Origin of the sequence: Bacillus sp. JH7 (assembly GCF_001563515.1) — a bacterium.
GTDB classification, from domain to species: Bacteria; Bacillota; Bacilli; order Bacillales; family Bacillaceae_G; genus Bacillus_A; species Bacillus_A cereus.
Genome location: NZ_LPUS01000001.1, coordinates 1,011,585 through 1,023,665 on the forward strand (window position 1 = coordinate 1,011,585; position 12,081 = coordinate 1,023,665).

Genomic DNA, 12,081 nt, shown 5'->3' on the forward strand with positions numbered 1-12,081 from the left:
TAACCTTTGTATGTATAAAACTTCCGAATTGCTTAATAAGTTAATAGTGTAATAGGGAATGTTCCCTGTTAAAAGGAGGAACACAATGGAATACGTAATTGAGATGAATAACATTACGAAAGTATTCCCAGGCATTGTAGCGAATGATGATATTACGCTGCAAGTAAAGCAGGGTGAGATACATGCTTTACTTGGAGAAAATGGTGCAGGGAAATCCACATTGATGAATGTACTATTTGGTTTGTACCAACCAGAGCAGGGTGAAATTAAAATTAAAGGTAAACCTGTAAAAATTACAAATCCGAATATAGCAAATGACCTTGGTATTGGAATGGTCCATCAACACTTTATGCTTGTTCATAATTTTACAGTTACAGAGAATATTATTCTCGGAAATGAACCGAAGAAAAAAGGGAAAATTGCTGTTGAGGATGCTGCTAAAGAAATTCAAAAACTGTCTGAACAATACGGTTTGGCTGTAGATCCATATGCGAAAATACAGGATATTTCAGTGGGTATGCAACAGCGTGTTGAGATTTTGAAAACTCTTTACCGCGGTGCAGAAATTTTAATATTTGATGAACCGACAGCTGTGTTAACACCACAAGAAATTCATGAGCTAATTCAAATTATGAAAAAGCTTGTACAAGAAGGAAAATCTATTGTTCTTATTACACATAAGTTGAAAGAAATTATGGAAGTTTGCGATCGTTGTACGATTATTCGTAAAGGAAAAGGGATTGGAACGGTTGACGTTGCAAATACGGATGAAAATAAACTTGCAGAATTAATGGTCGGACGTCAAGTGAATTTTAAAACAGAAAAAATAGACGCGAAGCCAAAAGAAGATGTACTTTCAATTGCAAACCTTGTTGTTCACGATGCACGTCAACTACCTGCTGTAAAAGGCCTTGACTTAACTGTTCGTGCGGGGGAAATTGTTGGGATTGCAGGGATTGATGGGAACGGACAAAGTGAATTAATAGAAGCGATTACTGGTTTACGAAAAGTTGAGTCAGGTTCTATTGCAATTAAAGGAAAAGAAATAACAAATTGGCCTGTTAGAAGAATAACAGAAGAAGGAATTGGTCATATTCCAGAAGATCGTCATAAACACGGACTCGTTCTTGATTTTTCTGTTAGAGATAATATAGTTCTTCAAACGTACTATAAAAATCCGTTTTCAAAGAAAGGGATTTTAAATTTTAGCAAAATTACAGAAAAAGCAAAGGCTCTTATTGAACAGTTTGATGTACGTACACCTAGTGAGCAAACGTTAGCACGCGCTCTATCTGGGGGGAATCAACAAAAAGCAATTATTGCACGTGAAGTAGACCGAAATCCAGATTTATTAATTGCGGCACAGCCAACACGTGGTTTAGATGTAGGAGCAATTGAATTTATTCATAAGAGATTAATAGAGCAAAGGGATAAAGGAAAAGGTGTATTACTTTTATCATTAGAGTTAGATGAAATCTTAAATGTTAGCGATCGAATTGCTGTTATTTATGAAGGGGAAATTGTAGCAATAGTTGATGCGAAAGAAACGAATGAACAACAGCTTGGATTGTTAATGGCTGGAGGAACAAAGAAGGAGCAGGTGGGTACAAATGGCTAAAAAACTTTTAACAGAACGAACGATAAATATTTTAGTCCCAGTACTATCCGTTATTTTCGGCTTACTTGTAGGAGCGGTTGTAATGCTAGTTAGTGGCTATGATCCAATTGTTGGTTATAGTGCACTTTGGACAGGAATGTTCGGCAGCGCAAGTGCGATTGGTGAAACGCTCCGTACAATGATACCGCTTATTCTTGCTGGCTTATCGGTCGCGTTTGCATTTCGTACAGGTTTATTTAATATCGGGGTAGAGGGTCAATTGTTAGTTGGTTGGCTTGCAGCGGTTTGGTTCGGTTATGCAGTCTCACTACCAGCGTTCCTTCATATTCCATTATCGATTTTATTTGCCGCATTGGTGGGCGGAATTTGGGGCTTCATTCCGGGATATTTAAAAGGGAAGTTTCAAGTGAATGAAGTTATTGTAACTATTATGATGAACTATATTGCGTTGTATGTAACGTATGACATCATTAAGCGTTTCTTACATGCGGGTAATGACAAAACGTATGATATTAAAGAGAGTGCGTCACTATCTTCAGACTGGCTTGCTTCTATTACTGACGGTTCACGTCTACACTGGGGAATTATTGTAGCAATTTTAATCGCTATTTTAATGTGGTTCTTATTAGATCGAACAACTTTAGGTTACGAATTAAAGTCTGTAGGATTTAATCAGCATGCTTCTCAATATGCAGGTATGAAAGTTTCTCGTAATGTAGTATTCTCTATGACAATTGCTGGTGCATTTGCGGGGATTGGTGGAGCGATGGAAGGATTAGGGACATTCCAGAGTATGACAGCGATGTCTTCGTTTACAGGAGTAGGATTTGATGGGATTGCCGTAGCATTACTTGGAGGGAATAATCCGTTTGGTATAATCCTTTCAGCTTTATTATTTGGTGGTTTGAAAAGTGCTTCCCCTCAAATGAACTTTGAGGCAGATGTACCGTCAGAGCTTATTAATGTAATTATTGCATGTATCATCTTCTTTGTTGCATGTAGTTATGTGTTAAGATGGGCGCTTACACGCATGAGCAAGGAGGGGAAATAAATGAGCTTTTTAGATATATTAGCCATTCTTGTGACGGGTACGTTATATACATCGGCACCTATCATTTTCACAGCACTAGGTGGTGTATTTAGTGAACGATCGGGTGTTGTAAATATCGGATTAGAAGGACTAATGCTATTTGGTGCATTTATTGGAGTTGTTACAAACTTATTAATGGGTGATACTTGGGGAACGATGACTCCATGGATTGCGTTATTATTTGCGGCAATTGGTAGTGGATTATTTGCATTACTTCATGCGGTAGCTTCTATTACATTCCGAGCAGATCAAGTTGTAAGTGGTGTAGCCATTAACTTCTTATCTCTTGGTTTAACAGTATTTGCAATTAAGAAGATTTTTGATAAAGGGCAGACTGACTTTATTCAGTATCGTATTGAAAAGATTGATATTCCAGGCCTTTCGGATATTCCGGTTTTAGGGAAAATATTTTTCTCGAACGTACCAATAACGTCGTATATTGCCATTATTTTAGCATTCGTTGTTTGGTATGTTATTTATAAAACACCGTTCGGTCTTCGTCTACGTGCTGTTGGTGAACACCCAATGGCAGCGGATACGATGGGGATTAATGTATATAAAATGCGTTATATTGGAGTCTGTATTTCAGGAGTGTTTGCTGGAATTGGTGGAGCGATTTTTGCAATGTCAATTTCTAATAACTTCTCAGGGGCAACTATTACAGGACAAGGTTTCTTAGCTTTAGCTGCTATGATTTTTGGGAAGTGGAATCCACTAGGTGCATTAGGTGCAGCTCTATTCTTTGGTTTTGCGCAATCTCTAAGTGTAACGGGCGGAACAATTCCTGTATTAGATCAAATTCCAAGTGTTTTGTTAACGATATTACCATATGTATTCACAATATTAGCGCTTGTTGGTTTTGTAGGTCGTTCTGAAGCTCCGAAAGCATTAGGAACTCCTTATGAAAAAGGAAAACGATAAGTATTTTATAAGTATAAAAAAGCTCGCACATTAGTGTGGGCTTTTTTACATAGAATATATTTAATACGGAATTTTACTATGTTCCTTACATATTAAAGTTTTTAGAAAGAATCATATGTAAGCATAATAAGGGAGAAAAGTTGATTTTTTATTTCTAAAAACTGTATATTGAAGAGGAATATTCCTATATACGTAAAGGAGGGCTATAAATGAAACTAATGGAACAACAACTACATGAGTTAGATGGTTTGCGCGTACATATTATTCCGACTGATAAATATAAAACGAATACCTTTGTATTTCGTTTTAAAGCACCTTTAAATGAGGAGACGGTGACAGAGCGTGCCTTATTGCCATACGTATTGCAAAGTGCGACAGAAAAATTACCTTCTGTAATTCGTCTTCGTCAATATTTAGAAGAATTATACGGATCTTCTTTAGCGGTAGATGTAAGTAAAAAAGGGGAAGACCATATTATCTCTATTTATGTAGACATTGCAAATGAAGTTTACTTACATGATGCACCACCGTTATTTGAAAAAGCGCTTTCTATGTTGTCAGATATTGTGTTACATCCAGCAACGGAGGGCAACGGTTTCCTATCTTCTATCGTAGAAAGTGAAAAAAGAGCACTGTTACAGAGAATTGAAGCTACTTATGACGATAAAATGCGTTATGCAAACGAGCGTTTAATTGAAGAAATGTGCAAAGTAGAACCGTATCGTTTAAGTGCAAATGGAAAAAAAGAGAGTGTTATGTCTATTACAAATGAAAGTCTGTATCAATATTATCAAAAGGTGTTAGCGGAAGATGAAATGGATCTATATATTATTGGTGATATTTCAGAAAACGCCGTTGATCTTGTAAGTAAGTATTTTTCTATTTCAGCTCGTCCAGTGAGAGAAAGAAATGTACTCCTTCATAGACGAAATAATGAAGAAAAAGAAGTTGTTGAAAAACAAGAATTAAAACAAAGTAAATTACACATCGGTTATCGTACATTTGTCACATATAAAGATGAAGATTATTTTGCATTGCAATTGTTCAATGGATTGTTTGGTGGCTTTTCTCATTCGAAGTTATTCGTAAATGTGCGTGAAAAAAATAGTTTAGCGTACTATGCAGCATCGCGCTTTGAAAGTCATAAAGGTTTATTATTTGTTATGTCAGGAATTGAAGCGAAAAATTATGAAAAAGCAGTTGAGATTATTAAAGAACAAATGCTTGCGATGCAAAACGGAGAGTTTTCTGAAGAAGAAATACATCAAACAAAAAGTGTCATCCAAAATCAAATATTAGAGGCAATTGATACACCACGTGGTTTTGTAGAAATGCTATATCATGGCATTATTTCAGATCGTACACGTCCAGTTGAAGAATGGCTTACAGGTATAGAAAGTGTGACAAAAGAAGAAATTGTAAAAGTTGCTAAAAATATTGAACTAGATACAATTTACTTTTTACAAGGAACGGAGGGAGAGTAAGTGGAGAAAATTGTTTATGAGCAATTAAAAGAAACACTCTATTATGAAAAACTTCCTAATGGATTAGATGTATATGTTTTACCGAAACAAGGATTTAATAAAACATTTGCAACGTTTACGACTAAATATGGTTCTGTAGATAATACATTTGTACCATTAGGGAAAGAAGAAATGATTCGTGTGCCAGATGGGATTGCACATTTTCTTGAGCATAAATTATTTGAAAAAGAAGATCACGATGCTTTCCAATTGTTTAGTAAACAAGGAGCATCGGCAAATGCTTTTACATCCTTCACACGAACAGCTTACCTTTTTTCAGGTACTTCAAACGTAGAACAAAATTTAAATACATTGCTAAACTTCGTACAAGAGCCCTATTTCTCTGAAAAAACGGTTGAAAAAGAGAAGGGGATTATTGGGCAAGAAATTCAAATGTATCAAGATAACCCAGATTGGCGTTTGTACTTTGGGTTAATTGATAGCTTATTTGTAAAACACCCAATTAAAATTGATATTGCGGGGACAATCGAATCTATTAGTAAAATTACGAAAGATTTATTATATGAATGTTATGAAACATTTTATCATCCGAGCAATATGTTATTATTTGTTGTGGGTGCAATTGATCCAGAGAAAACAATGGATTTAGTACGTGAAAATCAAGCGAAAAAAGATTATAAAAACCAGCCAGAAATTGTGCGTTCATTTGAAGAAGAACCAAATGAGGTAAATGAAAAGAAAAAAATTATTTCAATGCCTGTGCAAACACCGAAATGTTTAGTTGGTATTAAAGCGACTAATTTAAAAGAAAAGGGGCAAGCGCTTTTAAAACAAGAAATTGCGCTTACGTTACTTTTAGATTATTTATTTGGAAAAAGTTCTGTTCATTACGAAGCTTTATATAATGAAGGACTTATTGATGATTCATTCTCGTATGACTATACAGAAGAAAATAACTTCGGTTTTGCAATGGTTGGTGGTGATACGAAACAACCTGATGAATTGGCAGATCGTTTAAAAGATATTTTATTAAAAACAGATTATGATCAATTAGATGCGACGGCATTAGAACGAGTGAAGAAAAAGAAAATTGGTGGTTTTTTACGCTCGTTAAATTCACCAGAATATATTGCAAATCAATTTACACGATACGCGTTTAATGAATCTAGCCTATTTGATGCATTGACTGTATTAGAAGGACTAACCGTTCAAGACTTACAAGAAGTAGCGGGATTATTGTTATCAGAAGAAAAAATGAGTGTTTGTCAGGTGTTACCGAAAAAATAAAATTTTAAAGATACCCTCATCTTATCATTGAAAAATTGTAAGATGAGGGTATTATTTAGTTGTGTGAAAATTGAAGTTGTAGAGATAAGAGAGGGAATTTATGAAAAAGTATGCGTTAGTAACTGGAGGGAGCGGAGGGATTGGCTCTGCTATTTCGAAACAATTAATTCAAGATGGATATACAGTTTATGTTCATTACAATAACAGTGAAGAAAAGGTATTGGAATTGCAGAAGGCATGGGGAGAAGTTATCCCTGTTCAAGCTAATTTAGCTTCTAGTGATGGAGCAGAACGATTGTGGGGACAAATTGAACATCCTATTGATGTTATTGTATACGCAGCGGGGAAGAGTATTTTTGGATTAGTAACAGATGTAACAAACGATGAATTAGATTATATGGTAGAACTTCAAGTGAAGAACGTATATAAATTACTTTCAATGGCACTTCCGCCTATGATTGAGAGAAGAAGTGGTAATATTGTAATTGTTTCATCTATATGGGGACAAATAGGGGCTTCTTGTGAAGTGCTTTATTCAATGGTAAAAGGGGCGCAAAATTCATATGTGAAAGCTTTAGCGAAAGAAGTTTCTTTAAGTGGATTACGTGTGAATGCAGTAGCACCAGGAGCAATTGAAACGGAAATGTTAAGTGTTTTTTCTGAAGAAGATAAAATGGGAATTGCTGAAGATATACCATTAGGTAGAATAGGATTACCAGAAGAAGTAGCGAAAACAGTTTCATTTCTCGTATCACCAGGAGCGTCTTACATAACTGGACAAATTATCGGAGTGAATGGCGGTTGGCACTGCTAAAAAATTCTTACATAAAAAATGAATAGTTGCACAAATTAAGGATGATTTTATTACTCAATAGTGAGGTGCTTAATTATGTCAGTATTAGATAATTTTGATCAGTGGAAGAGCTTTTTAGGAGAACGTTTAGAGCAAGCGCAAGACAAAGGTTTAGATGGCGGTGCGGTATCAGATATGGCATTTCGTGTTGGCGACTATCTTGCTAATGAAGTAGAAGGACGCAATGACCAAGAGAAATTATTAGCTGAGCTTTGGAAAGTTGCTGATGAACAGGAGCAACATACAATTGCAAATTTAATGGTTAAGTTCGTACAACATAAGTAAAAGTAGAGAGGAGATTCTCCTCTCTACTTTTTTTGTATAATAATTACACAGGATAGATTATACATTTAGCTTCCCTATTAGGGTGAAATCATATAATATAGTACGTAGGTGTAAAGTAAGCAAGGGGAGTGATCTTGGATGATTGAATGGTATTTTGAATATGAAATACATAAAAACCGACCTGGCTTGCTTGGTGACGTTTCTTCGTTAATCGGTATGCTCGGCATTAATATTGTCACAATTAATGGTGTAGATAATGCACGACGTGGGTTACTTCTTATGTGTGATAATCAAGAGCAAATCTCTAGACTTGAATCAATTTTAAATACGATGGATAACATAACGGTAACGAAATATCGTCCGCCCAAGCTAAGAGATAAGCTAGCGGTTAGGCATGGTAGGTACATACAACGAGATGCAGATGATAAGAAAACATTTCGATTTGTGCGTGATGAATTAGGCTTACTTGTAGACTTTATGGCAGAAATCATGAAAAAAGAAGGCCATAAACTAATTGGGATACGCGGAATGCCTCGTGTCGGAAAAACAGAATCCATTGTTGCTGCAAGTGTTTGTGCAAATAAAAGATGGTTATTTGTATCATCTACTCTTATTAAGCAAACTGTTCGCAGTCAATTAATTGAAGATGAGTATAGCGATGACAATATTTTCATCCTAGATGGAATTGTGTCAACGAAGCGTGCTAACGAAAGACATTGGCAGCTCGTTCGTGAAATTATGAGATTGCCTGCAACGAAAGTTGTGGAACATCCTGATGTATTTGTGAGTCAGTCAGAATACACATTGGATGATTTTGATTATATTATCGAGTTGCGTAACGATTATGATGAAGAAATTCAATATAATTTAGTAGATGAAATTGAGCAAGGTACGCAAAATAATTTCTCTATGTTTGACTTTTAAAGAAATATTGAGGTGTTAGTAGTGACGGAATTGGGACAAAAGCTGAAAGAAGCAAGAGAAGCGAAAGGCTTGACTATTGATCAGCTGCATGAGATTACAAAAATTCAAAAACGCCATTTAGTGGCAATTGAAGAAGGCAATTATGATGTATTGCCAGGAGCTTTTTATGCGCGTGCATTCATTAAACAATACGCAGATGCGGTTGGATTAAATGGAGAGGAACTGCTCGTAGAACATCAGAGTACGATACCACAATCTGAAAAGCGTGAAGTTCCACAAGTATCAACGGGACAAAAAACACAAGAAACAATGCAAAAATCTTCATCATGGCCAATTGCAGATCACATGCCGAAAATCTTAGTTGCGCTGTTAGTCATCGCAGTTGGAGTGGTAATCTGGTTTGTGTTTCAAGCGTTAACTGGAAAAGATGATGAAAAAGTTCCAAGCGCTCAAAGTGAGAAAATTGAAGTTCAAAAAGCGAAAGATTCTCCGTTAGATACGAAGAAAGATGAAGTGAAAGCGGAAGAGCCAAAAAAAGAGGAACCAAAGAAAGAAGAACCAAAGAAAGAGGAGCAACCAGCACAACCAACTGGACAGCAAGAAGTGAAAGTAGTTGGAACAACTGGAAAGGTATCTACTTTGGAAATTCATAATAATAAAACATTAGAACTGGAAATTTCAGCTAAGGGTACAAGTTATGTAGATGTTAAGGATGATGCGGGTAACGAAATTCTAAACACTACAGTACAAAGCGGTCAAACAGAGAAACGCGATGTATCAACATTAAAAGAAGTACGACTTAATATTGGAAGTGCACCGAATGTTGAAATTAAACTGAATGGCCAAGTGCTTGCTTTCCCGTTAGATCCACAAAAAGAATATCACCAAAGATTGGTGATTAAAAACCAAGGGATAGAGCAACCAGCACAATAACAGTCATCGCTTCGATGACTTTTTTTCGATGAACAAATGTTTTTGATATGATGGAGGAATAGCTGTGAATTTACCAAATAAAATTACAATATCTAGAATCTTCTTAATTCCAATTTTTATGGTAATTATGTTAGCGCCCTTTGATTGGGGTTCATACAAAGTTGGTGATGTTGATTTGCCAATTCAACATTTAGTGGGGGCACTTATCTTTATCATTGCTTCAGCTACAGATTGGATTGATGGACATTACGCAAGAAAGTATAATCTTGTAACGAATTTAGGGAAGTTTCTTGACCCGTTAGCTGATAAATTGCTTGTTTCGGCAGCACTTATTACATTGGTAGAGATGCAATATGTACCGGCTTGGATTGTTATTGTAATTATCAGTCGTGAGTTTGCGGTAACAGGTTTACGTCTTGTACTTGCTGGAACAGGGGAAGTAGTTGCAGCAAACCAGCTAGGGAAAATTAAGACGTGGACACAAATTATTGCAATTGCAGCATATTTATTACACGATGTACCTTTAAATTTAATCCATATTCCAGTTGCAGATATCTTCATATGGATTGCATTAATCTTTACTGTTATTTCAGGATGGGATTATTTCTGGAAAAATAGAGCTGCTTTTGTAAACTCAAAATAGAAGTTTATGGGGGAATTGGGATGAATGCTGAGATTATTGCGGTTGGAACTGAATTATTACTTGGACAAATTGCAAATACAAATGCCCAGTTTTTATCTGAAAAGTTAGCTTCAATCGGAATTAACGTGTACTATCATACTGTTGTTGGTGATAATAATAAGCGATTGCAAAAGGCGATTGAAGCTGCGGAAGAACGTGCTGATATACTTATTTTTACAGGTGGATTAGGACCGACAAAAGATGATTTAACGAAAGAAACGATAGCTGCTAGTTTAGATGAAGAGCTTGTGTATGATGAAAAGGCATTAGCCTTAATAAGTAATTACTTTAAGCGTACAGGCCGTGAATTTACGGAGAATAATAAAAAGCAAGCGCTCGTTTTAAATGGAGCAACAGTATTTGCAAATGACCACGGTATGGCGCCTGGTATGGGGGTAAATAAGAACGGAAAAGTTTATATTTTATTACCAGGGCCGCCAAAAGAAATGAAACCAATGTATGTAAGTTACGTAGAGCCTTTTTTACGTAATTTTACAACAGGAGAAAACATTTATTCTCGTGTGCTTCGTTTCTTCGGTATTGGGGAGTCCCAATTAGAGGTGAAAGTGCAAGATTTAATTGATGGACAAACAAACCCAACAATCGCCCCGTTAGCAAATGATGGAGAAGTGACATTACGTTTAACCGCTAAGCATCAAAATGTTAGCGAAGCGGAGAAATTAATTCAACATGTGGAAGATTTGATTTTAGAAAGAGTAGGAGAATTTTTCTACGGATATGACCAAGAATTTTTGCATTATAAGGCAATCGAGTTATTGAAGAGAAAAGGGTTAACTTTAGCGTGTGCAGAAAGTTTAACAGGTGGTCTTTTTGGAAATCAAGTAACTGAAAACGCTGGTGTTTCTTCTGTGTTTAAAGGCGGTGTCATTTGTTATCATAATGATGTGAAGCAACATGTTTTACGTGTGCCTGAAGAAGTGTTGCATACTGATGGTGCAGTTAGTAAAGAATGTGCTCGTTATCTTGCTGAAAATGTTAAGGATGTATTAAAAGCGGATATCGGAATTAGTTTCACTGGGGTAGCAGGGCCAGATGCTTCAGAGCAGAAAGAACCAGGAACAGTATTTGTTGGGCTTTCGATTAAGGAAGAACCAACTGTAGTCTTTCCTCTTAATTTAAGCGGAAGTCGTCAACAAATTAGAGAACGAACAGCAAAATATGGATTTTATCATTTATATAAAAAGCTAGAAGAGATATAAGTTTCTTCTAGTTTTTTTTACGGTTAAATTTAGATATTATTTGATAGAAAATAAAAAAATCGAATAAATGTTCGATTTTTGTTGGCAAATTGAATTGAAAATAGGTATAATAAGATTAGCAATTCAGTTAAGGAGGAATTTTGAATGAGTGATCGTCAAGCAGCGTTAGATATGGCGTTAAAACAAATAGAGAAGCAATTCGGTAAAGGTTCAATTATGAAATTAGGAGAACAAGCGGAGCGTAGAGTTTCTACGGTTTCTAGTGGTTCTTTAGCACTTGATGTGGCACTAGGAGTAGGCGGATATCCACGTGGCCGTATTATCGAAATTTACGGACCTGAAAGTTCAGGTAAAACGACAGTTTCATTACATGCAATTGCAGAAGTACAACGTCAAGGTGGACAAGCAGCATTCATTGATGCGGAGCACGCAATGGATCCTGTATATGCACAAAAATTAGGTGTTAACATAGATGAATTACTATTATCACAGCCTGATACAGGGGAGCAAGGATTGGAAATCGCGGAAGCACTTGTACGAAGTGGTGCGGTTGACATTATCGTAATTGACTCTGTAGCAGCTCTTGTACCGAAAGCAGAGATTGAAGGCGATATGGGTGACTCACACGTAGGTTTACAAGCACGTTTAATGTCACAAGCACTTCGTAAGCTTTCAGGAGCAATTAACAAATCAAAAACAATTGCAATCTTTATTAACCAAATTCGTGAAAAAGTTGGGGTTATGTTCGGAAATCAACTACAAGTTGCTTAATCGAAAAGATTAA

11 protein-coding genes and 1 pseudogene are annotated in these 12,081 nt (G+C 36.0%); all 12 read left to right on the forward strand.

Annotation, left to right across the window (positions count from 1 at the left end; translation table 11 throughout):
• Positions 1–85 precede the first annotated feature (85 nt).
• Positions 86–1,618 (forward strand): ATP-binding cassette domain-containing protein, encoded by a 1,533-nt coding sequence (locus tag AU379_RS05395; protein WP_000456906.1) that lies wholly within the window; start codon positions 86–88, stop codon positions 1,616–1,618.
• The gene (locus AU379_RS05400; RefSeq protein WP_001085264.1) at positions 1,611–2,669 is read left to right on the forward strand and encodes an ABC transporter permease; all 1,059 of its coding nucleotides are present in this window, start codon (positions 1,611–1,613) and stop codon (positions 2,667–2,669) included. The genes AU379_RS05395 and AU379_RS05400 overlap by 8 nt, the downstream gene beginning before the upstream one ends.
• Positions 2,670–3,629, forward strand: coding sequence for an ABC transporter permease (locus AU379_RS05405; protein WP_000008857.1), 960 nt, complete (start codon positions 2,670–2,672; stop codon positions 3,627–3,629).
• Between the two features lie 209 nt (positions 3,630–3,838).
• Positions 3,839–5,113, forward strand: coding sequence for a pitrilysin family protein (locus AU379_RS05410; RefSeq protein WP_000772405.1), 1,275 nt, complete (start codon positions 3,839–3,841; stop codon positions 5,111–5,113).
• On the forward strand, positions 5,114–6,400 hold the full coding sequence (locus tag AU379_RS05415) for a pitrilysin family protein (protein ID WP_000411984.1): 1,287 nt from the start codon (positions 5,114–5,116) through the stop codon (positions 6,398–6,400).
• A gap of 100 nt (positions 6,401–6,500) precedes the next feature.
• Complete coding sequence (locus tag AU379_RS05420; protein WP_000759606.1) at positions 6,501–7,214, forward strand: SDR family oxidoreductase; 714 nt, start codon at positions 6,501–6,503, stop codon at positions 7,212–7,214.
• Positions 7,215–7,289: 75 nt separating this feature from the next.
• Positions 7,290–7,538 (forward strand): DUF3243 domain-containing protein, encoded by a 249-nt coding sequence (locus AU379_RS05425; RefSeq protein ID WP_000114450.1) that lies wholly within the window; start codon positions 7,290–7,292, stop codon positions 7,536–7,538.
• 138 nt (positions 7,539–7,676) lie between these two features.
• Positions 7,677–8,462 (forward strand): DUF3388 domain-containing protein, encoded by a 786-nt coding sequence (locus AU379_RS05430; RefSeq protein WP_000574107.1) that lies wholly within the window; start codon positions 7,677–7,679, stop codon positions 8,460–8,462.
• A 21-nt stretch (positions 8,463–8,483) separates the two neighbouring features.
• The gene (locus tag AU379_RS05435; protein ID WP_000137476.1) at positions 8,484–9,395 is read left to right on the forward strand and encodes a RodZ domain-containing protein; all 912 of its coding nucleotides are present in this window, start codon (positions 8,484–8,486) and stop codon (positions 9,393–9,395) included.
• 64 nt (positions 9,396–9,459) lie between these two features.
• Positions 9,460–10,038 carry a CDP-diacylglycerol--glycerol-3-phosphate 3-phosphatidyltransferase gene (pgsA, locus tag AU379_RS05440; protein ID WP_001052970.1) on the forward strand — a complete coding sequence of 193 codons (579 nt, stop codon included), beginning with the start codon at positions 9,460–9,462 and terminating at the stop codon, positions 10,036–10,038.
• 20 nt (positions 10,039–10,058) lie between these two features.
• Complete coding sequence (gene cinA / locus AU379_RS05445; RefSeq protein ID WP_061138987.1) at positions 10,059–11,297, forward strand: competence/damage-inducible protein CinA; 1,239 nt, start codon at positions 10,059–10,061, stop codon at positions 11,295–11,297.
• A gap of 144 nt (positions 11,298–11,441) precedes the next feature.
• A pseudogene (gene recA, locus AU379_RS05450) lies at positions 11,442–12,050 on the forward strand (recombinase RecA); the annotation flags it as partial.
• Positions 12,051–12,081 lie beyond the last annotated feature (31 nt).